The organism is Aromatoleum toluvorans (assembly GCF_012910905.1).
Classification (GTDB): domain Bacteria; phylum Pseudomonadota; class Gammaproteobacteria; order Burkholderiales; family Rhodocyclaceae; genus Aromatoleum; species Aromatoleum toluvorans.
Window position 1 is genome coordinate 1 of record NZ_WTVN01000022.1, and the last position, 25171, is coordinate 25171.

A 25171-nucleotide genomic window follows, 5' to 3' on the forward strand; every position below is an offset into this window, starting at 1 on the left:
GCCCCCGACCGCGAGCACCACCCCGGCCAAAAGCACTTTTCTCACCCACCTGCCGCCCGCAACCCCTCTGCCACCTCCCGACAGTTCATCGAGGATCGGGAAGTCGCACACGTCACCTCGATGCGGGGCTGATGCGAAGAGGCTCGGCACACGGGAAGGGGCGGTCGCAGACACGGGCGATGAAGAACACATATTGGCAGACAATACACATGGAATATTCATATACAATACTCGATTCTAACGACAACAGCATTTGCTGCCCACCGACGGAACCGTGATTTCGCCAGCCTTTCTCGTCGCGCCCATCGCTTACTTCCTTCTTGTTTGCCTCGGCCTGGCATTCGCACGGCATTCCGCTATCACTGCGGGCACGCGGCGAGCACGTCGATTTGCCACCGCGTTGCGTCGCAGTCTCGGCGTCGCCACGCGATCTGTTCGTCTCGGCTGGCATCACCTGCGCGACCATCGCAGGCGCACGGCCACCCCGCTGATCCCGAACCGAACCGTCGCGATCGCCGGCCTCGCACTGACCGTCCTTCCACCGCTGGCCGTGCTCGCCTTTTCACCGCGCACGCTGTATGAATTTCCGACGGACAACGCCCTGCCTGATCGGCAGATATCGGTGCTTCTCGCGGGCGAACGCCTCACCCCCCCGTCGCCCCTGCCTCCCGCGGTGTTCGCTACAGCGGAAGTCGAAATGCTCATTCCGTACGCCGGGACCGCCAGCAGAGACTGGAATCTGCTCGACGATCAGTTCCGGCAGCAACTTCTCACCGTGTTCAAGGTGCTGAAGGAGAGCTACGGCTATGAGGCGGTGTTGCTCGAAGGCTACCGCAGCCCGGAGCGGCAGGCCGAACTGGTCCTGCGCGGTCCTTCGGTGACCCAGGCAGGTCCGAACATGAGCTACCACCAGCACGGCCTTGCAGCAGACGTCGCCTTCCTGCGCGACGGCAATCTCGTGATATCCGAGCACGATCCGTGGGCGATGCAAGGCTACAGGCTGTACGGCGCCCTTGCCGAGGCTGCCGGACTGACCTGGGGCGGGCGCTGGAAGATGATGGACTTCGGTCACGTCGAACTGCGGCGGCGCGGGATCCTTCCCGACCGGCACTCCTGAAACTCGCAGCCCGGGTCTGCGAAAAGTCATCCACCCTCTGCTTGGAAACCACGTCTCATGACACGTCCATTCATCCTGATCGGGGATCGGACCGATCACGGCGGTACGGTGATCGGGGCATCGCTCAGTAGCGACTGCAACGGCAAAGGCATCGCGCGCGTCGGCGACAAAGTCACCTGCCCGCAGAAAGGGCATGGCCGTGTAACGGTGATCGCGACGGGGGATCCCACCACGATCATCGACGGCCGCCCGGCCGCGCGTCATGGCGACCGGACCGCCTGTGGCGCGATCCTGATTGCGTCCCAGGCACTTACGGTCGACTGAGACCTCCCCTCCAGCCATCCATGTTCTCGATCACCTTCAGGTCTGCACTCCTCGCATTCCTTGCCGCAATGCTCGTCTGGGCGCTGGTTCTCGGATGGTGGCAGGCAGGCGGCTACCAACCCGGCGCGGCTGACCTGGTCACACACCTCATCGTCCTTCCGGCATCGCTTCTCGCCGGGTTCCGGCTCCTGTATTCATTCATCGAACACCTCCGCGCGCCGGGAGTCGACGCGGCGAGTTCCGGAGCACTCGGAGCGACCACGCTCATGGATTCGCCCCCTTTGCCGGCGGATCGCGACGAACGCAGTTCCCGTGTTCACCTGATCGGCCACGCGCTCCTGAGCGCGCATGGAACGGACGCCGCACAGGTGGCCGAAGCGAGCCGGCAAGGATGCGCGCCCGTGCTCGACGACGAACTCCGCGACGTAAACGGCTTCCCGGTCTTCGCAGCACGCGTGCCTTCGCTTCCGATAGATGAAGTCACGGAACAGCTGAATGGCCTCGGCGCGGCGGCGATGACCCCAGCGCTCGACGACGAGGACCTGCGCACCCTGGCCATGCTGCACATGACGCTTCCCCTGGCGCTCGATGAAATTGCCGAAATGGTTGTGCGCGAGCCCCGGGCACTCCGGTCCGTAATCTGGTTGACAAGCCGTGCCTGGCCCGACGCACGCCGAACGCGGCTTACGGAGTGGTTACGGCGCGAGCATCTCGCCCCCCGTGGCGTCGAAGCCGTCAGCGTTGAAGTTCGCTGCGTCCGGGACGACGCGCAGGCGTTCGAAGCCATCGACCAGTTGATCGCCGACCTGAACCGCCAGACGACACCGGCCATCGTTCTCGTGATGGGCGCGGTGTCCCACGTGGGCGAAGGGACCGTCGCGCAATGGCAGGCCGAGTCTCGCCTGTTCATGGCCAACATGCAGGAGGGCTTGATTCCCGGAGAGGCCGCCGCGGTCATGCTGCTCGCGAATGCCGCGGGCGCCGCGCTTACCCCGGGCCGGCCCGCAGCACTGATGTCGCGGGCCGCATCGGGCCGTTCCGAGCATTCTGCGCACGCGGCGGCCAGCCGGGCACTCGTGGGAAGCTGCATCGACGCAGCGCTGGCGGGCGCCGGCCTGAATGCATCCGACATCGCGAACGTGTTCGCCGACGCGGACCACCGCGCCGGCATAGCAAGGCAACTCCTCCCGACGCTTGTGGAACGATTTCCGGCACTCGAGCCGTTTGTCGACACCTTGACACTCGGTACGGCCACGGGATTCGCATCGCCAATCGGCGGGCTCGTTGCCTTGCTGTGTGCCGTCGATGCCGTCAGCACTTCGAATGGTGCCGCACTGTGCCTCACCTGCCAGTCCCCACTTGCCAGCGCGGCGATGATCGTCCACGCCGGCGGCTCCCCCTCTGTCTCTGCAAACGCTCACCCCAACGCCTGACGGCACTTGAACGATGTCTGCACTCCGAACCTTCCTGACCGACTCACGCACCCTCTCCTTCCTCGGAATCCTGGCGCTGTCGGCCTTCCTCATGCTCGGCGCCCGGACGCTGGAACTCGCGTTGTCATGGGCTGCGATCGCCTCTTTCGCCTTGCTCGTGATCTGGATCGCCATCTGGGCATGGCGCAGGCACCTGACCGGGCGGGCCGCTGCGGCGCTCGAACGCTTGCTCGATCCACGCACGGCAGCAGGCGAAAGCTGTGCGCAAGCGGAGATCGAGACCCTGCACAAGCGCATGAAGGACGCCATCCGGACGATCAAGACATCCAAGCTGGGACAGCTCTCGGGACGAACCGCCCTGTATGAGTTGCCCTGGTACATCACGATCGGCAATCCTGCCGCAGGAAAGAGCACGGCGGTGGTGAACTCGGGCCTGACCTTCCCGTTCGGCGACACGGGCGGCAGCGTCGTACAGGGGCTTGGCGGCACACGCAACTGCGACTGGTTCTTCACCACGGAGGGCATCCTCCTCGACACGGCGGGCCGTTACTCGGTGGAAGAAGAGGACCGCGGGGAATGGCTCGGCTTTCTCGACCTGCTGAGGAAGAATCGTCCGCTTGCGCCGATCAACGGCATCATCGTGACCGCGAGCATCGGCGAGCTGCTCGGCAATCCGCCCGCCCATGCCATCGCCCTCGCCAAACACCTGCGTCAGCGGGTCCAGGAACTCACCGAGCGGCTGGAAGTGTTCGCGCCGGTATATGTGATGTTCTCGAAGGCGGACCTGATTGCGGGCTTCAGCGATTTCTTTCAGGACCTCGACTGGAACGAGCGCGACCGCATCTGGGGCGCGACCCTGCCTTACGAGACCGCGGGCGGCAATGACGCGATCACGCTGTTCGAGCGTCACTTCGACGAACTGCATGAAGGGCTGCGGGAGTTGAGCGTTGCACAGATGTCGGTTGCGCGGGGCGAGCGAATGGCGCCGGGACTGCTTGCCTTCCCGCTCGAGTTCGCCGCGATCAAGCCGGTGCTGCGCTCCTTCATCGCGACGCTGTTCGAGGACAATCCGTTCCAGTTCAAGCCGATTTTTCGCGGCTTCTACATCACGTCGGCAATCCAGAGCGGCGAAACACCGAGCAGTTCCAGCGCGCGCGTGGAAACGCGCTTCGGCCTGTCGGGTGAAGGCTCGGCCACGACCCGAATCGCCTCGAACAACGGCTTCTTCCTGAAGGATCTGTTCTCGAAGGTGATCTTCGCCGACCGGCACCTGGTCCGGCACTATGTCAGCAGACGCAAGCGCCAACTCCAGCATGCCGTTTCGCTCACCGCTGCGGCACTCCTCGGCCTATCCCTGGCTGGCTGGAGTTGGTCCTATGCGAATAATCGCAGCCTGGTGGAAAACGTAAGAGCCGATCTCGACAAGCTCGTCCGCATCCAGGAGGGCCGCATTGACCTGCAATCGCGGCTCGAATCACTCGAAGCCCTGCAGGAACGCATCGCACAACTGCAGCACTTCGAATCCTCCCCCTCCCCCTCCTACTCCCTCGGACTGGGACTTTTTCAGGGCGACGATGTAAAGGCGCGGCTGCTCGACGAGTACTACCGGGGAGTAGCCGCAGTCCTGCTCGCGCCCGTCAGCGAAAGCCTCGAAGGCTTTCTGACGGCCGTCAATCGCCCCCCCGGCCAACTCACGCCGACCACAAATACCCCGTCTGACTCGCCCGGCACGTCGGTGGCAGGCGCACACCCGTACAAGGAGGCCTCACCGACAAACGCGCAGGATGCCTACAACGCGCTGAAAACCTACTTGATGCTCAGTAACAGGGAGCACACGGAAATCGGGCACCTCTCCGATCAGCTCAGCCGTTTCTGGCGCAACTGGCTTGAAGCAAATCGCGGCCCCATGCCGCGAGAACGGATGATGCGCAGCGCGGAACGGATCCTGAGCTTCCACCTCCGTCAAGCCAACGATCCCGCCTGGCCCACCATCGCCGGAAAGCTCGCGCTGATCGACGAAACCCGTGAAACGCTGCGCCACGTCGTGCGCGGCACGCCTGCAATCGAACGGGTCTATGCGGACATCAAGGCAAGGGCTTCCACGCGTTTTCCACCGGTGACGGTGGCGCACCTCCTGACGCAGGGTGATTCGAATCTGGTTGCCGGCAGCCATGTGATCTCGGGCGCGTTCACAGCCGAAGCCTGGCGCGACTACGTTGAGGCCGCCATCAAGGAAGCGGCCACGGGCGAACTGCAGAGTACCGACTGGGTGCTCGACACCAGCGCGAAGGATGATCTGTCACTCGTCGGTAGCCCGGAACAGATCCAGAAGACGCTCGTCGCGCTGTACAAGAAGGAATACGCCAACGAATGGCGGCGTTTCGCGCTGGGCATCAGCGTCAGCGGTTTCGACGACTTCCCCGCCGCAGTGGCAGCCATGAATCGCCTTGGCGATACGTCGTCCTCGCCCCTCGGCCGGCTCCTGCGCACACTGCATGAACAGACGGCATGGGACAACCCCATGATGAACCCCGCCATCGCCGAGCGCGCGCAGAGAGGCTTCATCGAGTGGTTCAAACACTCCATCTTGCGGATGTCGCCGGCGCCGGTCGCACTGGATGTGAATCTGAGCGCAGCCAGGACCGACGGCCCGACGGGCACCATCGGCCGCGAATTCGCGGGCGTCGGGCGCCTGCTGGCACGCAGGGACGGCGGAGACCCCATCCTCGACCTCTACCTGCGCCAGTTGTCCGGGCTGCGCACGCGGCTGAATCTCCTGGCAAATCAGGGCGACCCGGGGCCGGGCTCGATCAGGCTCATGGCCGAAACCATCGAGGGAGGCAAGTCCGAACTGGCCGACACCCTGCGCTTCGTTGACGAGCAGATGCTCACCGGCATGCCCGACGACCAGCGCGACATGCTCCGCCCGCTGCTCGTCCGCCCGCTGCTCCAGACCTTTGCCGCGCTCCTGCCTCCGGCCGAGCGGGAACTCAACAAGATCTGGGTGGCAAACGTGCATGAACCGTTCGGCCGCAAGCTTGCCCGCAAGTATCCGTTCGACGGCACCTCCAGTCTGGAAGCCACACCGGGCGAGATCGGGCAGTTCTTTGGTCCCGACGGAGCGATCTCGCGTTTCGCCTCGACAAGCATCGGCGCTCTGATCGTCCGGCGTGGGGACTATATCGAGCCGCGAACCTGGGGCGATCTGGGTATCCGCCTGCGTCCCGAATTCGTCTCCGCGTTCCCGGGATGGGTCGCGCCCCTGGACGGCGGCGGCGCCGTACAGGGGGCTGCGCCGGCACAGACGAGCTTCCGGCTGCTGCCGCTTCCCGCACCGGGCACGACCGAATACACGATCGAAATCGACGGCCAGAAGCTGCGCTACCGCAACGGTACCGCCCAGTGGGCGACCTTCGTCTGGCCGAATCCCGCAGGGACTCCGGGAGCACACATCGTCGCGACGACCTTCGATGGACAGGAACTCGAAGTCGCAAGCTTCAGTGGGCGCTTCGGGCTCGAAAAGCTCATCAATTCGGCCGCACGCACCCGGAATGCAGACGGATCGTTTGATCTTGCCTGGCAAGCAGGCGGGATTTCGATCCCGGTAACGCTCAAGATCGTAAGCAGTCCGGACATTCAGACGGGCAAGGACCCGGGCCCCAAGGGGTCCCGCAACACCCCCCTCCCGTCCAGCGTGGCCGGCGAGACAAGTGTCGAGGAGCAGGCGAAGTCCGGCACAGGCAATCCGACTGCAGTCGCGGCGACGAACTCCGAGCGGGGAGCGCAACCGTGACTGGCACCGGCAACACCGGCTTTTTCGGCAAGCTGCCCGCCCGCGGGGATTTCATCAAGGGCGGAGGAACTACCCAGTTGATCGCGATGCTCGATCGCTGGATCTCGGAGAGCATGAACCTCTTGTCCACGGATCCGCGGTGGCGCATTCAGTACGACAGCATGAGCCCCGTCCACTTCGCCTTCGTCGGGCCGCACAGCCGTCTCGCCGTCGTCGGCCACCTGCAGCCCAGCCACGACGCCTCGTCGCGACGTTTTCCGTTTCTCGTCGCCTCGACCATCGAGTGCGATCCGGAACGGTCGCGCAGGGGGCCCGAAGCCTTCACAGCCTTATGGGAGAAATTCGCGCATCTGGTCGGGCTTGCGCGAACGGCCGACGAACCGGCCTCCGTGCTGCAGGCCCTTGCCGACATCGATCACGGGCAGATGCTGGCGCAAATGCTGCAACAGCCCCCTGAACATGCGGCACCGGACACCGTGACCATCGGAGAGATCGACCACCTCCTCACGCACCGCGGACACACAGGAAGCGCCCGCCGCATCATCCTGTCCCTCGGGATCATGCTGCAGCCATTGCTCGGTGACAACAGACTCAGGATCGAACGCGGACTTCAACTCCCGTTGCCTGACGATCCTGTCCGGCGCGACGCGATCGCCCAGATCTGGCTGAATCTGATTTTCGGCTTCCTCAGGAATTCGCAACGCGAGCTTCAGTTGTTGCAAGGGCAGGTCAACGGCCGCAACACGCTTGTCGTCGGATTCAACGGCGCATCGCCATGTCCGCTCGTCACCCTTATTTCACCGGGGAGCGCCCCCGACGCACTCGTGAACCTGGAAGACCCCGAGTGGGTCGATGCACATCCCGCCCTGTCCGACGACTATGGCATTGCCAAGCTTTCGAGCTATCTGTCGCAATCGGACACGACCTTGGCGACTGCGCTGGCGACCTTCCGGGAAGTCTTTTTCGGAGAATGATCTTGAAGCTCAAATCGAAACTCGCGGCGGGTCTTGTCTGTGCCGCGACAGCGGCAGGCGCAATGCCACCGGGCGCCCCCGCTGCGGACGGAATGGTCTACGTGACAGGCACAGTGCCCGACGAACGCGCCCGCTCGACCCTCATCGCGCGCCTTCAGGGCATTTATGGCAAGGACAAGGTTGTCGACCGCCTCGAAACGGGAGGCGTCGTCGCACCACCCGACTGGACGGACCACGTGACGCAAATTCTGGGAGACGGTATCCGCGAGGTTCGCCAGGGACAACTGGACGTCGACGGAACCCAAGTCACCATCAGTGGCAACGTCGCCAACGAGGCCCGCCGACAGCAGGTCGCAAGCGCGATCGCCACCGCGCTGAACCCCACCTACACGGTGAACAACGGACTGCGGGCGCCTGCCGGCGCACAGGCCGTGCTCGATCAGACGCTCGCAGACCGGGTGGTCGAATTCGAGAGCGGATCCGCGATCCTGACCGCGGCCGGCATCACCATTCTCGACCAGATGGCCGCAGCCATCGCCAGACTCGATCGCCCCCGCATCGAGATCATCGGTCATACCGACTCGACGGGAAACCGGATGGCAAATGTCGCCTTGAGCCTCGCCCGTGCCGATGCGGTCAAGACCTATCTCGTCGGGACCGGTATCGCCGCCGCGAGCCTGAATGCCTCCGGCGCCGGCCCCGACCGGCCGATCACATCGAACGAGACGCCCGCCGGGCGGGCGCGCAACCGCCGAATCGAATTCCGGCTCGTCAACTAGGCCGGGCCGGACACGTCAGTGGCCGGCTGCATCCCGCGACACGAGTCCCAGCAACTCCTCGACATGCGTGAGCGCCCCGTCATCCTTGACGACGCTCCGCAACCATTCGTGCAGGGACATGTCACCCCAGCGTGCGGCCTTGTCGGCCAGATAGGCCACCGGGCTATGCGGTTCGGTGCGTCGGAAGAAGTCCGCGACCTCCCGAAGCCGCAAGAGGGCGTCCGCGCGTGTCGCGATCGGGCCGGCCGGCGCTCCGAACGCACCGGCCGGACGAGACTCTGCGCTGGCCGGCGCTTCCGGGGCGCCATGCGGCAACGCCGGCACGCCCGTCTCACCGGCGTAACGTCGCAAGGTGCCGAACGCCTCGGACAGCGCCTGACGCGCATCGCCGAAGCCCGGTCCGTCGAGGCCGAGTTTCGCATCGACGACCCGTTGCAGTTCGTTCAGCGCCTGCCGCGCCGCTTCCGCCTCCCTCGAGCTTCGCGCAAAGAAATCGGCCGCGGTGTCGCGCCGTGCCGCCTCGAATTCCTCGAGTGTCACGGACACGGCGCGCAAGGGCGGCTCAGCCTCCCGCGAATTGCGCTCGGGATTGCCTGCGCGATGCCTGGCGGCTTCCAGATCGGCCAGCGAAAACCGGCCAAGGGGGGAGTCGGTGATGGGCATCTCGCGGACGATGCGGCGGGACTGCGTCAGCAGCCAGTCGAGATTCCCGGCGCGCATTTCCTGATCGCCGTCCTCGGGCAGCGGATGGAGGTCGTCCCAAAAGATTTCGCACAATCCGGCGACGAGCCTGTAGCCGTCCGCCAGCCCCGCAAATCCGCGCGTCCGCGCCGCCGCTTCGGTCAGCCAGACGGCGAGACGAACATCCTTCGCGCGCGCGGCCAGTGCCTCAGCGCAGAGACGCACGACGCGCGGCCAGTCCGCCTCCTTGAGCGGCCTGACCCATTCCCCTTGACTTACCGAAGGATCGTCGAAGCGGCGCGCCTCCTGTATTTCGTCGAAAAGGATGGAGAAGGTCAGATCCTCTCCACAGCGGTTGCCGGCCAGCGGGCGAAGCAGTGCGTCCAACTCCATGAGCGATTCCGGTCCAAAACGAAACCGCCATATTACATGACAATCGCATTGTTTCTGCGCTGATCCGCAGGCAGTCAGCGATGCTGGATCAGTTCGATCTTGTAGCCGTCGGGATCCTCGACGAACGCGATGACCGTCGTGCCATGCTTCATCGGCCCGGCTTCGCGGACGACCTTCCCGCCGCGAGCGCGAATCTCGTCGCACGCGCGATAGGCATCGGGAACCGCCAGCGCGATGTGTCCGAACGCATTGCCCAGCTCGTACGCATCCACGCCCCAGTTGTACGTGAGCTCGATCACGGCCCCTTCGGCTTCATCCTGGTAGCCGACGAAGGCGAGTGTGAATTTGCCCTCCGGGTAATCGTGACGGCGCAGCAGACGCATGCCCAACACTTCCGTGTAGAACTTGAGCGAACGCTCGAGATCGCCGACACGCAGCATGGTGTGAAGCAGTTTCATTTGTGCACTCCTCTTCAGCCTTCAGTGATAAGTCCGGCATCGCCACCATCGATCACCGGCAACTCGCGCCCGGCTTCCCGCAGGCGCAGGCGCGCAGCCTTCCAGTCCGGATACAGGCCGGCGACCACGGCCCAGAAACGCGGAGAGTGGTTCATTTCCGCGAGGTGTGCCACCTCGTGGGCCACGACATAGTCGATGAGTTCGGGTGGCAGATGAATGAGGCGCCAGTGCAGGCGGATGCCTCCGCGACTGCTGCAACTCCCCCATCGCGTCCTCGCCGACGTCAGGCGCACCGGCGGAACCGGCCGCCCGAGCCGGAAGCAGAATTCCGCGACCCGTTCGCCAAACCATGGCAAGGCGCGTGCGCGCAATGCCCGCACGAGGGCCTTGCGTTCCGACGTAGCCGGCAGCACCAGTTCTTCGACGCCGTCCAGCCCCCTCCGCCAGCGCGCCGCGCGCGCACTGTCCCCCTGGCGCAGCCGGCATGTCTCGCCCAACAGCGGAATCGGCGTGCCGTCGGCAATGTTCAATGTCGGCGGCGGCGGAGTGCGCGCGGCGAGCTTCTCCAGCAGCCAATCGCCGTGGTCACGGATGAAACGCTCGATATCCGCTTGTGTCGCAAGCCACGGGACGGCGACGCGGACGCCGCGATGATCGATCTGCAATGCGAAACTGCGTCGCGCGGAGCGCCTCAGCAGGTAGACAACGTCCCGTGCGCCGAGACGGATCCCGCCCGACTCCTCGCTCGCAGGACGGGACTGGCGTCGCAACAAGCCTGCCGGTTTGCTCACGCCTTCTCCTGCCACACGTATCCGCGCGCCCCGACCTCTGCCTTGATGCGTGACATGGCCGCCGCGACACTCACCGCCGGACCTTTGACGCCGAGTTCTATCGATCGAACCTCGCCCACGGACGCCGGAACGTTTGGCAGGCTGAACAGATTCAGATCCGGAAACTCGGCCGTAACCTCCTCCATGAGATCGACCAGTCGCCCTTCCATCGCATCCAGCACCGTGATTGCGGCCTCGACGTAGTCTGCCGCATGGTGCAGGTGGCGAAATCGGGTATCCAGCACCCACTCCACCATCGGCCAGGCCATGACCGGAAAGCCGGGAACGAAAAAATGCTTGCCGATGGCAAACCCGGGAACCTGGTTGTACGGATTCGGGATGATCGCGCTGCCCCGCGGATACGTCCCCAATTGCAGACGGTGCGACGTGATCTCGTCGCCGAACTTCGCCCGCAGGATCGCCTCGGCCTCGGGGTGCAGCACGAGATCCAGACCCAGCGCTTCGGCCGCGGCCTGGCGCGTACGATCATCCGGCGTGGCACCGATGCCGCCGAAGCTGAACACGGCATCCCCGGTCGCCAAGGTTTCGCGCAGCGTGGCAACGAGACCCGCCGCATCGTCGCCGACATAGCGCGCCCACGCGAGCCTCAGGCCGCGCGCGCCGAGCAGTTCGATCAGTTTCGCCAGGTGCTTGTCGCTGCGCCGGCCTGACAGGATCTCGTCGCCGATGATGAGCGCGCCGAATGCCATGCGTCACTCCCGGCCTTGGGGTGCGGGCAGGGCCTCCAGTATCGTCACCCCCCGCTCTGCGCGCTCCCGTCGCAGTGCCTCGAGCATGAAATGGACAAAGGCCAAGCCGCAGAATGCGGGGGCGACCAGGTTCACGACCGGCACATAGGCGAGCAGCGCACACCCGCCGCCGAGCAGCAGCATGGATGCCTTCTGCACCCGCGGCAAACGCAGCAGCTCCTCGCGGTCGGCGTGCAGCATCAGCGCGTCGTAGCCGAATGCGCGCTGGTTGAGCCAGCCCGTCAGCACCACCGAGGCCACGAGCCCGGCGCCGGGGATCAGCCACAGCGGGAGGGAAACCAGCATCCCGAGCAGAAACAGCGCCCCTGCCACCAGCGCATTCCAGGCGCTGCCCAGGTTCGAGCCGCCCCGCCGCTGTTCCAGATCCCCGTAGTCCCGCTGCGCGACCCGCTCGAGCATCATCGGCAGCGCGAACACGGCCACCAGCAACGCTGCCGTCACGTAGATCAGCGGCAGAAAGGCCAGCGCCAGCGCGATCTTGACCACGACCAGCGTCGCCGCGGCGCCGAGGTCGGTCGTCGCCAGCCACTCCCCGACGAATGCCCATCCCTGGATCCAGTGCACGATCGCGTCGACCAGCGTCGACCACGACAGGACGGCGACGGTTGTCCACACGACCAGCGCCGCCACGCTGGGCCACACCAGATGGACGAACACACCCTTGCGCCCGAGACTGCGCAATGCCCGACCGACCGCAAGCAGAATGTTGCGCATCCGTCCGGCTCCCCTCAGCGTGGCATGCCCGGCAGCATGCCTTTCATGCCGCGCATCATCTTCTGCATGCCGCCCTTGGAGAACTGCTTCATGACTTTCTGGGTCTGCTCGAACTGGTTGAGCAGGCGATTGACTTCCTGCACGGTCACTCCCGCGCCCGCGGCGATCCGCCGCTTGCGGCTGGCCTTGAGAATTTCAGGCTTCGCGCGCTCGGCAGGCGTCATCGAATTGATGATGCCCTCGATGCGGCCGATCGCCTTCTCCTCGACGCCGCCCTGCAGCTTGCCGGCCATCTGGGAGAACTGCGCGGGCAGTTTGTCCATCATCGACGCGAGGCCGCCCATCTTGCGCATCTGCGCGATCTGCTCCTTGAAATCGTTGAGATCGAAGCCCTTACCGGTCTTGAGCTTCTGCGCAAAGACCCGCGCTTTCTCCTCATCGACACCGCGCCGCGCCTCTTCGACCAGACCGAGGATATCCCCCATGCCGAGGATGCGGCTGGCCATGCGCTCGGGGTGAAACTCCTCGAGGCCCGTGAGCTTCTCGCCGACACCGGCGAACTTCAGCGGCTTGCCGGTCACGTGGCGAACCGACAGCGCCGCACCGCCACGCGCGTCGCCATCGAGCTTGGTCAGGACGACGCCGGTCAGCGGAAGCGCCTCGTTGAAGGCCCGCGCCGTATTGACCGCATCCTGACCCAGCATCGCATCGACCACGAACAGGGTCTCGACCGGGTTGATCGCAGCGTGGATCGCCTTGATTTCGGCCATCATCGCTTCGTCGATCGCGAGCCGGCCGGCCGTGTCGAACAACACCACGTCGTAGTAGTGGCGGCGCGCGTGATCGACCACCGCGAGGGCGATATCCACCGGCTTCTGGTCGGGCGTCGTCGGGTAGAAATCGATCCCGGCCTGCGCCGACACCGCCTTCAGCTGCTCGATCGCAGCGGGCCGGTAGACGTCGGCCGACACCGCGAGGACCTTCTTCTTCATCCGCTCGTGCAGCAGCTTGCCCAGCTTGCCGGTGGTCGTGGTCTTGCCTGCGCCCTGCAGGCCCGCCATGAGGATCACCGCGGGCGGCTGCGCCGCCAGATTCAGGCCGGTATGCGTCCCCCCCATCAGCGCCTTGAGTTCGTCGTGCACGACCCCGACGAGCGCCTGACCGGGCGTCAGCGAGCCGACGACTTCCTGGCCGACGGCCTTCTCCTTCACCCGGGCGACGAAATCCTTGACAACCGGCAGCGCGACGTCCGCCTCGAGCAGCGCAAGCCGTACCTCGCGCATTGCATCCTGGATATTGTCTTCGGTGAGGCGCGCCTGGCCACGCAGGGTCTTGACGACCTTGGACAGGCGCTGAGTGAGATTGTCGAGCATATTGGCTGAGGCCCTAAGGCTTGGAGTAAACTGCGGATAACTATGCAAACCATTCTACTTCATCTGTTCGCTGCGACGCTCTACGCGGTCCTGGGCGCCCATTTCTGGCGCGTCACCGCTCAGGCGTCCCCCCAACAGCCGCGACGCGGAATGTCGGTTGCGGAGCGCCTGACCATGCTCGCAGCCATTGCAACCCACGGCTGGGCGCTGCAGGGGGAATTGTTCCCGGGCGAAGGCATGCGCTTCGGCTTCGGCTTCGCCGTCTCACTCGTCATCTGGCTCGCGGTCTGCTTCTACTGGATCGAAACTTTTTACGCGCGCCTCGACGGATTGCACGGCTTCGTCGTCATGGCGGGCGTCGCTGGCAGCCTGCTGCCCCTCGCCTTTCCGGGCCAGCACCTCCTCGTCAATGCCGGCAGTCCGGGATTCCGCGCCCATTTCATCATGGCGATGCTCGCTTACAGTGTCTTCACCCTGGCGGCACTGCATGCGATGCTGATGGCGATCGCCGAGCGCCAGCTGCACAGCGGGCGGCTGACAAAGACCTTCGCCAACCTTCCTCCACTGCTGACGATGGAAACGCTGCTGTTCCGGCTGATCGGCATCGCCTTCATCCTCCTGACGCTCACCCTGACCTCCGGCGTCGTGTTCTCCGAAGCCTTGTTCGGGCAGCCCTTCCGCCTCGACCACAAGACCGTCTTCGCGATCGTCTCGTGGCTGCTCTTCGGGGCGCTGCTCGTCGGGCGGCGTGCTTGGGGATGGCGCGGTCGCGTTGCGCTGCGCTGGACGCTTGCCGGCTTCACGACACTGGTGCTCGCATATGTAGGCAGCCGTTTCGTGATCGAGGTGCTTCTCGGCCGAGCCACCTGACCGGCCCGGCCCGTGCCCGCCGCAAACACCCCAGCCGCCATCCGCACTGCTGCAGTCTTTAGTCTTTACAATTCCTTACGCGGCGGGCAAGATCAGATGTCAGTTAGCTAAGACCGGGACATGGCAGCAAACCCCCAGACCGCCCTGAGCGGACTCGCGCGAGCACTGATCCAGCATGGCCGGCTCTCCGAAGCCGACGCCGTGGCGTGCACCAAGAGTGCAGCTGCGGTTCCGAACGGATTCATCCTCGAACTGGCGCAGCGCAAGCTGCTGACCGCCAAGGCCGTCGCCTGGTTCGCCGCTGAAACATTCGGTTACCCGCTGCTGGATATCGCGTCCGTAGACCGCGCCAGCATTCCCCGCGACGCCATCGACCGCAAGCTGATGGCCAAGCACCAGGTGGTTGCGCTGGGCAAACGCCAGAACCGCCTCACCGTTGCGACCGCCGACCCGTCCAACATGCGGGCGCTCGACGAGATCCGCTTCCAGACGGGGATGCAGGTCGACCTCATCGTCGTCGAAGCCGACCGTCTCGCGCGCCTTGCCGAGTCGCTGTCGGAGTCGACCGAGGACACGCTCAAGGAACTCACGGGCGAAGAGTTCGACATGGACCTCCTGCAGGATCAGGAGGTCGCCGAGCAGACAACGACCGATGACGCGTCGCAGGAAGTCGACGACGCGCCGGTCGTCAAGTTCATCCAGAAAGTCCTGATCGACGCGATCAATGAAGGCGCGTCCGACATCCACTTCGAACCGTACGAAAAGTACTACCGCATCCGCGTCCGTACCGACGGCATCCTGCGGGAGATCGCACAGCCGCCCCTGATCCTCAAGGAAAAGATCGCCGCGCGCATCAAGGTCATCTCGCGCCTGGACATTTCCGAAAAGCGCATCCCTCAGGACGGGCGCATGAAGCTCGTGCTGTCGAAGAACAAGTCGATCGACTTCCGCGTCTCGTCGCTGCCGACCCTGCACGGCGAAAAGATCGTCATGCGTATTCTCGACGCCTCGTCGGCGATGCTGGGCGTCGACGCGCTCGGTTACGAGCCGGACCAGAAGAAGCAGCTACTCGACGCCATCGAACGTCCGTACGGCATGATTCTCGTGACCGGACCGACCGGTTCGGGCAAGACGGTGTCGCTGTACACCTGCCTCAACATCCTCAATAAGCCGGGCGTCAACATTTCGACCGCAGAGGACCCGGCGGAAATCAACCTCGCCGGCATCAACCAGGTTAACGTGAATGACAAGGCCGGCCTGACCTTCGCGGCGTCGCTGCGCGCCTTTCTGCGTCAGGATCCGGACGTGATCATGGTCGGCGAAATTCGCGACCTCGAAACGGCGGAAATCTCGATCAAGGCCGCCCAGACCGGCCACCTCGTGCTGTCGACGCTGCACACCAACGACGCCCCGACCACGCTCGAGCGCCTGCGCAACATGGGCGTAGCGCCGTTCAACATCGCGTCCTCGGTGATCCTGATCACCGCACAGCGCCTCGCGCGGCGGCTGTGCACCTGCAAGCAGCCGGTCGACATCCCGATCGAAGCCCTGCTCGGGGCCGGCTTCTCCGGCGACGAGCTCGATGGCAGCTGGCGCCCCTACGGTCCGGTCGGGTGCGAACGCTGCAAAGGCAGCGGCTACAAGGGGCGCCTAGGCATTTACCAGGTCATGCCCATCTCCGAGGAAATTGCCCATATCATCATGACCAATGGCAATTCGATGGACATCGCCGCACAAGCCCAGCGCGAGGGCGTGCGCGACCTGCGCCAGTCGGGCCTGCTGAAAGTGAAACAGGGTGCGACCTCGCTCGAGGAAGTCCTCGCCACCACCAACGAATAGGGAACATCGAACGCTCATGGCGACCACTACCACCCGAGCCAGAGGTGCCGCTATCGGCCCCAAGGAAATCCTCTACACGTGGGAAGGCAAGGACAAGAACGGCAAGCAGGTACGCGGCGAAATGCGCGCGAGCGGCGAATCCGTGGTTCAGGCCACCCTGCGCCGCCAGGGCGTGCAGGTCCTCAAGGTCAAGAAAGCCAAGATGTCCCGTGGCCACAAGATCACGGACAAGGACATCGCTCTCTTCACGCGCCAGCTGGCGACCATGATGAAATCCGGCGTCCCGCTGCTGCAGGCGTTCGACATCGGCATCAAGGGCTCGGGGAACCCCAGCCTCGCGCGCCTGCTGAACGAAGTCCGCAACGATGTCGAAACCGGTTCCAGCCTGTCCCAGGCCTTCAGCCGTCACCCCGTCTATTTCGACAAGCTGTTCTGCAATCTCGTGGGGGCTGGCGAACAGGCCGGCATCCTCGACGGCCTGCTCGACCGCATCGCGACGTACAAGGAAAAGATCCTCGCGATCAAGGGCAAGATCAAATCGGCCATGTTCTATCCGATGGCGGTCATCGTGGTCGCGGCCATCGTCGTGACCGTCATCATGCTGTTCGTGGTGCCCGAGTTCAAGAAGGTGTTCGCGAGCTTCGGCGCCGAGCTTCCCGCCCCGACGATGATCGTGATCGGCATGTCCGACGCCTTCGTCGAATACTGGTATGTCGTGTTCGGCATCATCGCAGGCGTGATAACGGGGATCAGTTACACGTACAAGCGTTCGACGGCGATGCAGATCGCGGTCGACCGCGCCATCCTCAAGCTGCCCGTCGTGGGCGAGATCGTCCTCAAGGCGACCATTGCGCGCTGGACGCGCACGCTGTCGACGATGTTCGCCGCCGGCGTGCCGCTGGTCGAAGCACTCGACTCCGTCGGTGGCGCATCGGGCAACTACGTCTACCAGACGGCCACCAAGCAGATCCAGACGGAAGTCAGCACCGGCACCAGCCTGACGGTCTCGATGCAGAACTCCAACGTCTTCCCGAGCATGGTCGTGCAGATGGTGTCGATCGGCGAGGAATCGGGTCAGCTCGACTCGATGCTCGGCAAGGTCGCCGACTTCTTCGAACAGGAAGTCGACGACGCCGTCGCCGGCCTGTCGACGCTGCTCGAACCGCTCATCATGGTCTTCCTCGGTACGGTCATCGGCGGTCTCGTCGTCGCGATGTACCTGCCGATTTTCAAACTCGGCCAGGTCGTCTGAACCTGCCCGCGCAGCCCGGCGCAGCACTGCCGGGCTGCTCCACACGCTCTCTCCCATGCCCGAATTTCTTCGCGATCCTGTCGCATTCACGTTCCTCGCAACGCTTCTCGGCCTCTTCGTCGGCAGTTTCCTGAACGTCGTGATTCATCGCCTGCCGCGAATGATGGAGCGGGAATGGCACGCACAGGCAGCGGAGTTGCGCGATGAGCCGCCCCCCCAACAGGAGACGTTCAACCTTGCGACACCGCGCTCGCGCTGCCCGCACTGCGGGCATCTGATCACCGCGCTCGAGAACATCCCGGTCGTCAGCTACCTGATGCTGCGCGGACGCTGCCGCCACTGCGGGGCGCCCATCGGCCGCCGTTATCCCGTGGTCGAGACGCTGTCCGCCGTCCTGTCGGGCTACGCGGCCTGGCACTTCGGGGCGGGCCTTGCGGCACTCGGCGCAATGGCCTTCCTCTGGACCATGATCGCGCTCGCCTTCATCGATCTCGACACCCAGCTGCTCCCCGACAGTCTCACCCTGCCCTTGTTGTGGCTGGGCCTTGCCCTGAACCTGGGCGGCACCTACACGGATATCGCGACGGGCGTGGTCGGGGCGATGGCGGGTTACCTGTCACTGTGGTCGGTGTATTGGCTGTTCAAGCTGGCGACCGGCAAGGAAGGGATGGGCTACGGCGATTTCAAGCTGCTTGCGGCCATTGGCGCCTGGCTGGGCTGGCAGATGCTGCCCATGACGATCCTGTTCTCATCGCTGGTCGGAGCGGGGGTCGGCATCGGGCTCATCGTGTTCGCACGCCATGGCCGGAGCGTCCCGATCCCCTTCGGGCCCTACCTCGCGGGAGCGGGCATCCTGGCGCTGTTCTGGGGAAGAAGCCTCACGGAGCTGTATCTCGGCAGTTTCTGAGGCGGCAATTGAAGATCTGCGGCGAGCCCCCATATGGCAAATCGCTGGCGCCCCGCTTCAGGCGACTCACTTCTCGCCAATGCTGCGTTGCGCTAGACTTCACAGCTTGATTTCCGGAGGTTGCCATGCCCATTTACGAGTATCGTTGCGACAGTTGCGGGTTCCAGAAGGAACACCTTCAGAAGATGAGCGACGAGCCGCTCACCGTCTGCCCGTCGTGCAGCGCGAACAGCTATCGGAAGCAGCTCTCCGCTGCCGGCTTCCAGCTGAAGGGCACCGGCTGGTATGCGACGGACTTCAAGGGCGGCACTTCCGCGCCCGCAAAGCCGGCCGAATCCGCCAGCGCGCCGGCGGGTTGTGGCGGCGCATGCGCCTGCCACCCAGGCTGAGGGCGATCGGCGCACGTGAAAAAGTATTTCATCACCGGGCTGCTGATCTGGATCCCGCTGTCGATCACGTTCATGGTCCTGGCGTGGATCGTCGGCACGCTCGACCAGATCATCGAATGGCTGCCCAAGGGCCTGCAGCCGCGGAACCTGCTCGGCTTCGACATTCCCGGTGCCGGCCTCGTGGTCGGCCTCGTCATCCTGCTCGGCACGGGCCTCGTCGCGGCCAACGTCATCGGGCAGAAGCTCGTGCGCTACTGGGAGGCGCTGCTCGCCCGCATTCCGGTCGTGAAGTCGATCTACTACGGCGTGAAGCAGGTTTCCGACACGCTGTTTTCCAGCTCGGGCCAGGCGTTTCGCAAGGCATTGCTCGTCCAGTATCCGCGCGAGGGGTCCTGGACGATCGCCTTCCTGACGGGCAAACCCGGAGGCGACGCCGCCAATCACCTCAACGGCGAGCATGTCAGCGTCTATGTCCCGACGACGCCGAACCCGACGTCCGGGTTCTTTCTCATGATGGCGAAGGAAGACGTGATCGAACTCGACATGAGCGTCGATGAGGCCTTGAAGTACATCATCTCGATGGGCGTGGTGGCACCTCCCAACCACGTCACCCCAGCGCGCTCGGCGCTGCTGGTTGAGTAACCCGCGGCCGCACCGGCCGCGCCTTCGTTTCGGAACTGAACCCATGCGAACCAAGTACTGCGGCCAGGTAAACGCCGCCGACCTCGACCAGACCGTGACCCTGTGCGGCTGGGTACACCGCCGCCGCGACCACGGCGGAGTCATCTTCATCGATCTGCGCGATCGTGAAGGTCTCGTGCAGGTCGTCTGCGACCCCGATCGCGCCGACACCTTCCGCACCGCCGAATCGATTCGCAACGAGTACGTGGTCCGCCTGACGGGCAAGGTGCGCCGCCGCCCCGCGGGTACCGAGAATGCGAACCTCGTCTCCGGCGAGGTGGAAGTGCTGTGCCATACGCTCGAGGTGTTGAACGCTTCGGCGACGCCGCCCTTCCAGCTCGATGACGACAACCTGTCCGAGAACGTGCGGCTGGTGAACCGCGTGCTCGACCTGCGCCGCCCGCAGATGCAGCGGAACATGATGCTGCGCTACAAGGTGGCGATGGCCTTCCGCCGCTTCCTCGACGCGCAGGGCTTCATTGATATCGAGACGCCGATGCTCACGAAGAGCACGCCGGAAGGCGCGCGCGACTACCTCGTGCCCTCGCGTGTACACCCGGGCCAGTTCTTCGCGCTGCCCCAGTCGCCGCAGCTCTTCAAGCAGCTGCTGATGGTCGCGGGTTTCGACCGCTATTACCAGCTCACGAAGTGCTTCCGCGACGAGGACCTGCGCGCCGACCGCCAGCCCGAGTTCACCCAGGTCGATATCGAGACCTCGTTCCTGAACGAGACCGAGATCACCGCGATCATGGAAGACATGATCCGCTTCGTGTTCAAGGAAGCGCTCGCGGTCGAGTTGCCCAATCCCTTCCCGCGCATGACCTATGCGGAAGCGATGCGCCGCTTCGGCTCGGACAAGCCGGACATGCGCGTGACGCTGGAATTGACCGAAGTCACCGACGCCGTTCGCGACGTGGCCTTCAAGGTCTTCAGTGGCCCGGCCACCAGCGGCGGCCGCGTCGCCGCGTTGCGCATCCCGGGCGGGGCATCGCTGACGCGCGGCGAGATCGACGAGTACACCAAGTTCGTCGGCATCTATGGCGCGAAGGGGCTGGCCTACATCAAGGTCAATGACGTCGCGCAGCCCAACGAAACCGGCCTGCAATCGCCGATCGTCAAGAACCTCCACGAGACTGCGCTGCGCACCATCCTCGAGCGCACCGGCGCGCAGTCCGGCGACCTGATCTTCTTCGGTGCGGACAAGACCAAGGTCGTCAATGACGCCCTCGGCGCGCTGCGCATCAAGCTGGGCCACGAGAAGGGCTATGTGACCGGCGACGCGTGGCGGCCGCTGTGGGTGGTGGACTTCCCGATGTTCGAGTACGACGAGGAAGACAAGCGCTGGGTCGCATGCCATCACCCCTTCACCAGCCCGAAGGACGAGCATGTCGAACAGCTCGAATCGAATCCGGGCGAGTGCCTTGCGAAGGCCTACGACCTCGCCCTGAACGGCTGGGAGATCGGTGGCGGCTCGGTACGTATCCATCGCGCCGACGTGCAGGCGCGCGTCTTCGACGCGCTCAACATCGGCCCCGAGGAGCAGCAGATCAAGTTCGGCTTCCTGCTCGACGCGCTCAGGTACGGCGCCCCGCCGCACGGCGGTCTCGCCTTCGGCCTCGATCGCATCGTTACGCTGATGACCGGCGCCGAGTCCATTCGCGACGTGATCGCCTTCCCGAAAACTCAGCGTGCGCAATGCCTGCTGACCGATGCGCCGGGCGCGGTCGATGAGAAGCAGTTGCGCGAACTGCATATCCGCCTGCGCCAGAAGGTCGAGACCCAGGTCGAAGTCGCCAAGGCCTGAACGTCCGCACACATGGCATTATCGGGGGCAGATGGGTGACCATCTGCCCTTTTTCTTTTGCTCCCCTCCACCTGTCGGTACCCCGCAAGCACAAAAGCTACAGATTCTTCCCGACATTGCCGTAAGCTTCGGAAACGCCCCGTAGCGAAAAACCGAACCGCACCGAACGCGAACATGGCCGACCTCGAGCGACTGAATTTCCTCATCATAGAAAGCAACCAGGGCATGCGCAGCCAGCTGCGTTCGATGCTCAACAGCTTCGGCATCGCCAACGTCAAGTTCGCACCGTCGGCCGCCATGGCGATCAGCCAACTGCGCGACCGTCGCTACGACGTCATCCTGAGCGAGTACAACCTGGGTGACGGCCAGGACGGCCAGCACCTGCTGGAGGATCTGCGCAACAAGGAGATCATCCCGCTCGACACGCTGTTCATCATGATCACCGGCGAACGCAACTACGAGCGCGTGATGAGCGCCGCGGAACTCGCACCGGACGACTACATTCTGAAGCCGCTGACGCCCGACATGCTGCACATGCGGCTTCTCCGCGCGCTCGAAAAACGCGAAATCTTCCTGCCCGTGCATCGGCTGATCGAAACGGGGGAGACCCAGCAGGCGCTTGAACGGTGCATCGCCATGATGGAGTCCCATCCGCGCCACCGCATCGATTTCCTGCGCCTCCAGGCCGAGCTGCACGCCGCGCTCACGCAACCCGAACAGGCGGAAGCCATCTACCGCGAAATACTCGCGACCAAGGCGGTGCCGTGGGCACGGCTGGGGCAGGCGAAGATGCTGTTCGCGAAGAAAGACTATGCTGCGGCCGAGGAAATACTGAGCGCGCTGGTGGCGGAAAACAGCCGTTACGTCGATGCTTACGACTGGCTGGCCCGCACACGAGAGGAAACCGGCCGCATCCAGGAGGCCCGCGACGTGCTGGCGAGTGCAGTCGCGCTCTCGCCTCACCGCCTGAAGCGCCTGCGCCATCTCGGCAACGTCCAGCTCGCGGCCGGCGACGCAGCCGACGCCGAGCGGACCCTGGCCGAAGTGGTGCGCAAGGGCAAGTATTCCGATTTTCGGGACCCCGAAGATCATGTGCATCTCGTCCAGGCGCAGCTGAGCCAGGGGCGCACGGCGGAAGCGCAGGCGACGATCCGCGACCTCGAGTCCAGCATGGACGGCCTGGCGTCGACGCCCGTGTGCGCCTCGCTGTCGAAAGCCCTCTACCACACCCGCACGGGAGCCCCCGAGCTTGCCCAGGCGGCGCTGCAGGATGCCGTGCAGTCCGGAGCGGCCGTGTCTGCGCTGTCGATCGACATGAAGCAGGAACTGGTCAAGGCCTGCCTCGACAACCACCTGGAGGCGGCGGGCAGCCAGCTGGTGATCGACATCCTGCGCAACGCGGCGGACGAGCGCACCGTCGAAAGGACCCGCGCGATCCTGCGGGAGCGCGGACGCGGCGATCTTTCCAATGAACTGGAAGAGCGCGTCCACGCGGAAGTGCGCGGCCTCATCAGCGCGGGCGCGGACATGGTCAAGTCAGGCAACTTCGACGGCGCGGTGCGCGAGATGATGGCCGCAGTGCAGAAGATGCCGGGAAATCCGCACGTGCTGTTCAACGCTGCCCTCGCGGTATTGCGGCATATCGAGAATCGCGGATGGAACGAGCGCCTTGCGGCACAGGCACGCGGGTTGATCGCACGCACACGGCGCCTCGACCCGACCAACCCCCGCCTCGAGGCGCTGAGCGGGTTCATGCAGCAGCTGGTCAGGAAATACAATCCGCGCCACGGCGGCTGACCGGAAAGCCTGAATCGTATGCGCCACAGCCCTGCAAGCGGGATGGCATCGGAGAATCATTTGCGAGCATTGGTACTCAGACTGGCGCTGTTCGCGGCGACAGCACTCGCGGCACTCCCCGGATGCGGTCGCGGACCGGACAATGCGACGGCGGCGAATGCGCTCCCGCCCGAGGCGGTTGCCACGCTGCGGCTGATCGACCGGGGCGGCCCCTTCCCTTACCGCAAGGATGGCACGGTATTCCAGAACCGCGAGCGCCAGCTGCCGGACAAGCCGCGCGGCTACTACCGCGAATACACGGTGCCGACCCCGGGCGAGGATGATCGCGGCGCACGGCGCATCGTCACCGGCGGCAATCCGCCCGAGGTGTATTACTACACCGGTGACCACTATCGCAGTTTCCGCCGGATCGAGTCGCAGCGGTGATGCGGGAGGAATCGATGGTTCAGGAAAATCGACTGGCCGCGAGGCTGCACAAGGCGTCCGGTGCGGGGGCGTATCATTTGCCCGCTGACGGCGGAGCCGCCATCGCCGCCGCCGCCGCCGCGGCAGGCCTCGGCGTGGCTCATGTCGACCTGCAGGGTTGCCAGGACAAGGCCGAGTTCCTGCGCCGCGTTGCAGCAGCGTTGCGTTTTCCCGCATGGTTCGGGCACAACTGGGACGCGCTCGCGGATTGTCTGACCGACATGAGCTGGTGGCCGGCCGACGGCCATGTGCTGATCCTCGCCCATGCGGATCGTTTTCGCGCCGCCGCGGAAAAGGATTTCCTGCAGGCGCTGGAGATCCTTGGCGAAGCCGCGAGCGAACGAGCAGCGGACGGCGTACCTTTCTGGATCTTCGTCGGCCTGACCGCCGACGGACTCGCCCACCTGCGCAGGTTCTGACACGCGATGACCTACAAACGGCCGGTGTCGGTGCTCGTGGTCGTGCACACCGCGGCCTTCGACATCCTGTTGCTGGAACGCGTGGCACCGCCGGGGTTCTGGCAATCGGTGACGGGGAGCCTGGAGGCGGGCGAGACGCCCGCCGAGACCGCGTTGCGGGAACTGCGCGAGGAAACGGGCATCTCGGCCCGGCCGGAGCACCTTGTCGATTGGCACCACTGCAACCGCTTCGTGATCCGCGACGAATGGCGCCACCGCTATGCGCCGGACGTTTCGCACAACACGGAGCATGTCTTCAGCCTGTGCGTGCCGGATGGCCAGGTGGTAACGCTCGCGCCCGACGAGCACGACGCCGTGCTCTGGTTGCCGCAGGAGGCCGCCGCGGCGAAGGTGTTCTCGTGGACGAACCGCGATGCGATCCTGCAGCTTCGCGAATACTACCGCGGCAGCGGAGACCGCACACCCGGTTAGCTCCCGCCGCCCTGGCCGGTCGGCGCAAGCGCCTCCGGGGGCACGGTGCCGGTCTTGAAATGCCCCATTCCGATTCTATATTTGGGGTGAGAAGACCATGTTGCCGGAGAGGAGAAAGCCATGAGCAATCTGATTCGTCGCGATCCCTTCGATGACCTGCTGCGCGGATTCTTCGTCCGCCCGGTCGATTTCGGCGGCGGTGTCAGCGAAGCTCCCCACATGCGCGTGGATGTGAAGGAGGACAACGACGCCTACCAGGTTCACGCGGAACTGCCGGGCATCAGGAAAGAGGACATTCATGTGCACATCGACGGCCCGGTGGTGTCGATCAGTGCCGAACGCAAGCAGGAAAAGGACGTCAAGGAAGGTGAGCGGGTGCTGCGCACCGAACGTTATTTCGGCAAGGTGTCGCGCAGCTTCCAGCTCGGCCAGGAAATCGACGAAGCCCGGTCGAGCGCCCGATTCAACGATGGCGTGCTCGAACTGAGTCTGCCCAAGAAAGCGCACGAGCAGGCAAAACGGCTGACGATCGACTGACGATCCCCGCGGTCTGGCGTCCGGCAAAGCCGCAATCCCCCGGAAAGGGATTGCGGCTTCTGCTTTGCAGCATGACTCTTTAAAATGGCGGCGCACAATCA

Annotated in this window: 24 protein-coding genes; 18 read left to right on the forward strand and 6 right to left on the reverse strand. The window is 64.8% G+C overall.

All coding sequences use genetic code 11. From position 1 onward, the window contains the following. Nucleotides 1-253 precede the first annotated feature (253 nt). From GPA22_RS14315 to GPA22_RS14340, 6 genes are read left to right on the forward strand one after another with little or no spacing between them, the layout of a single operon-like run. Complete coding sequence (locus GPA22_RS14315; protein WP_246264388.1) at nucleotides 254-1117, forward strand: M15 family metallopeptidase; 864 nt, start codon at nucleotides 254-256, stop codon at nucleotides 1115-1117. A 57-nt stretch (nucleotides 1118-1174) separates the two neighbouring features. Then, nucleotides 1175-1441: a PAAR domain-containing protein gene (locus GPA22_RS14320; protein ID WP_169256743.1), complete on the forward strand. Its 267-nt coding sequence runs from the start codon at nucleotides 1175-1177 to the stop codon at nucleotides 1439-1441. 20 nt (nucleotides 1442-1461) lie between these two features. Continuing rightward, entirely contained in the window at nucleotides 1462-2874 is a 1413-nt protein-coding gene (locus tag GPA22_RS14325; protein ID WP_169256744.1) for a hypothetical protein, read from the forward strand. Between the two features lie 13 nt (nucleotides 2875-2887). Further along, nucleotides 2888-6667, forward strand: coding sequence for a type VI secretion system membrane subunit TssM (tssM, locus tag GPA22_RS14330; protein WP_169256745.1), 3780 nt, complete (start codon nucleotides 2888-2890; stop codon nucleotides 6665-6667). After that, nucleotides 6664-7641, forward strand: coding sequence for a type VI secretion system-associated protein TagF (gene tagF, locus GPA22_RS14335; protein WP_169256746.1), 978 nt, complete (start codon nucleotides 6664-6666; stop codon nucleotides 7639-7641). Before tssM ends, tagF begins: the two co-directional genes overlap by 4 nt. Continuing rightward, complete coding sequence (locus GPA22_RS14340; RefSeq protein ID WP_169256747.1) at nucleotides 7638-8420, forward strand: OmpA family protein; 783 nt, start codon at nucleotides 7638-7640, stop codon at nucleotides 8418-8420. Before tagF ends, GPA22_RS14340 begins: the two co-directional genes overlap by 4 nt. A gap of 15 nt (nucleotides 8421-8435) precedes the next feature. Here GPA22_RS14340 and tssA read toward each other — a convergent pair whose 3' ends face one another. The 6 genes from tssA to ffh all read right to left on the reverse strand — a co-directional run bounded on the left by tssA (nucleotide 8436) and on the right by ffh (nucleotide 13639). After that, nucleotides 8436-9494 (reverse strand): type VI secretion system protein TssA, encoded by a 1059-nt coding sequence (gene tssA / locus GPA22_RS14345; protein WP_169256748.1) that lies wholly within the window; start codon nucleotides 9492-9494, stop codon nucleotides 8436-8438. Nucleotides 9495-9568: 74 nt separating this feature from the next. Next, complete coding sequence (gene gloA / locus GPA22_RS14350) at nucleotides 9569-9952, reverse strand: lactoylglutathione lyase (RefSeq protein WP_121429850.1); 384 nt, start codon at nucleotides 9950-9952, stop codon at nucleotides 9569-9571. 14 nt (nucleotides 9953-9966) lie between these two features. After that, nucleotides 9967-10758 carry a M48 family metallopeptidase gene (locus GPA22_RS14355; RefSeq protein WP_343036056.1) on the reverse strand — a complete coding sequence of 264 codons (792 nt, stop codon included), beginning with the start codon at nucleotides 10756-10758 and terminating at the stop codon, nucleotides 9967-9969. Further along, a complete protein-coding gene (locus GPA22_RS14360) occupies nucleotides 10740-11492 on the reverse strand; it encodes a competence/damage-inducible protein A (protein ID WP_169256749.1) in 753 nt (250 codons plus the stop codon). Before GPA22_RS14360 ends, GPA22_RS14355 begins: the two co-directional genes overlap by 19 nt. Nucleotides 11493-11495: 3 nt before the next feature. Next, nucleotides 11496-12266 carry an EI24 domain-containing protein gene (locus tag GPA22_RS14365; RefSeq protein WP_169256750.1) on the reverse strand — a complete coding sequence of 257 codons (771 nt, stop codon included), beginning with the start codon at nucleotides 12264-12266 and terminating at the stop codon, nucleotides 11496-11498. 14 nt (nucleotides 12267-12280) lie between these two features. Then, on the reverse strand, nucleotides 12281-13639 hold the full coding sequence (gene ffh / locus GPA22_RS14370) for a signal recognition particle protein (RefSeq protein WP_169256751.1): 1359 nt from the start codon (nucleotides 13637-13639) through the stop codon (nucleotides 12281-12283). 42 nt (nucleotides 13640-13681) lie between these two features. On the opposite strand from ffh, the gene GPA22_RS14375 reads away from it, so the two are divergent. The 12 genes from GPA22_RS14375 (at nucleotide 13682) to GPA22_RS14430 (ending at nucleotide 25070) form a co-directional block, all read left to right on the forward strand. Next, a complete protein-coding gene (locus GPA22_RS14375; RefSeq protein ID WP_169256752.1) occupies nucleotides 13682-14509 on the forward strand; it encodes a cytochrome C assembly family protein in 828 nt (275 codons plus the stop codon). A gap of 120 nt (nucleotides 14510-14629) precedes the next feature. Next, a complete protein-coding gene (gene pilB / locus GPA22_RS14380) occupies nucleotides 14630-16348 on the forward strand; it encodes a type IV-A pilus assembly ATPase PilB (protein WP_169256753.1) in 1719 nt (572 codons plus the stop codon). 16 nt (nucleotides 16349-16364) lie between these two features. After that, nucleotides 16365-17600, forward strand: coding sequence for a type II secretion system F family protein (locus tag GPA22_RS14385; protein WP_169256754.1), 1236 nt, complete (start codon nucleotides 16365-16367; stop codon nucleotides 17598-17600). Nucleotides 17601-17655: 55 nt separating this feature from the next. Further along, entirely contained in the window at nucleotides 17656-18507 is an 852-nt protein-coding gene (locus tag GPA22_RS14390; RefSeq protein WP_169256755.1) for a prepilin peptidase, read from the forward strand. A gap of 125 nt (nucleotides 18508-18632) precedes the next feature. Beyond that, nucleotides 18633-18896 carry an FmdB family zinc ribbon protein gene (locus GPA22_RS14395; RefSeq protein ID WP_169256756.1) on the forward strand — a complete coding sequence of 88 codons (264 nt, stop codon included), beginning with the start codon at nucleotides 18633-18635 and terminating at the stop codon, nucleotides 18894-18896. 15 nt (nucleotides 18897-18911) lie between these two features. Next, on the forward strand, nucleotides 18912-19538 hold the full coding sequence (locus tag GPA22_RS14400) for a DUF502 domain-containing protein (protein ID WP_169256757.1): 627 nt from the start codon (nucleotides 18912-18914) through the stop codon (nucleotides 19536-19538). Nucleotides 19539-19581: 43 nt separating this feature from the next. Beyond that, nucleotides 19582-21381 (forward strand): aspartate--tRNA ligase, encoded by a 1800-nt coding sequence (gene aspS / locus GPA22_RS14405; protein ID WP_169256758.1) that lies wholly within the window; start codon nucleotides 19582-19584, stop codon nucleotides 21379-21381. A 174-nt stretch (nucleotides 21382-21555) separates the two neighbouring features. Further along, nucleotides 21556-23178 carry a response regulator gene (locus GPA22_RS14410; protein WP_169256759.1) on the forward strand — a complete coding sequence of 541 codons (1623 nt, stop codon included), beginning with the start codon at nucleotides 21556-21558 and terminating at the stop codon, nucleotides 23176-23178. 42 nt (nucleotides 23179-23220) lie between these two features. Next, complete coding sequence (locus GPA22_RS14415; protein WP_169256760.1) at nucleotides 23221-23604, forward strand: guanyl-specific ribonuclease; 384 nt, start codon at nucleotides 23221-23223, stop codon at nucleotides 23602-23604. 14 nt (nucleotides 23605-23618) lie between these two features. After that, nucleotides 23619-24062: a barstar family protein gene (locus tag GPA22_RS14420; RefSeq protein ID WP_169256761.1), complete on the forward strand. Its 444-nt coding sequence runs from the start codon at nucleotides 23619-23621 to the stop codon at nucleotides 24060-24062. Nucleotides 24063-24068: 6 nt separating this feature from the next. After that, on the forward strand, nucleotides 24069-24533 hold the full coding sequence (gene nudB, locus GPA22_RS14425) for a dihydroneopterin triphosphate diphosphatase (RefSeq protein ID WP_169256762.1): 465 nt from the start codon (nucleotides 24069-24071) through the stop codon (nucleotides 24531-24533). A gap of 120 nt (nucleotides 24534-24653) precedes the next feature. After that, nucleotides 24654-25070 (forward strand): Hsp20/alpha crystallin family protein, encoded by a 417-nt coding sequence (locus GPA22_RS14430; RefSeq protein WP_169256763.1) that lies wholly within the window; start codon nucleotides 24654-24656, stop codon nucleotides 25068-25070. The last annotated feature ends 101 nt before the right edge of the window (nucleotides 25071-25171 follow it).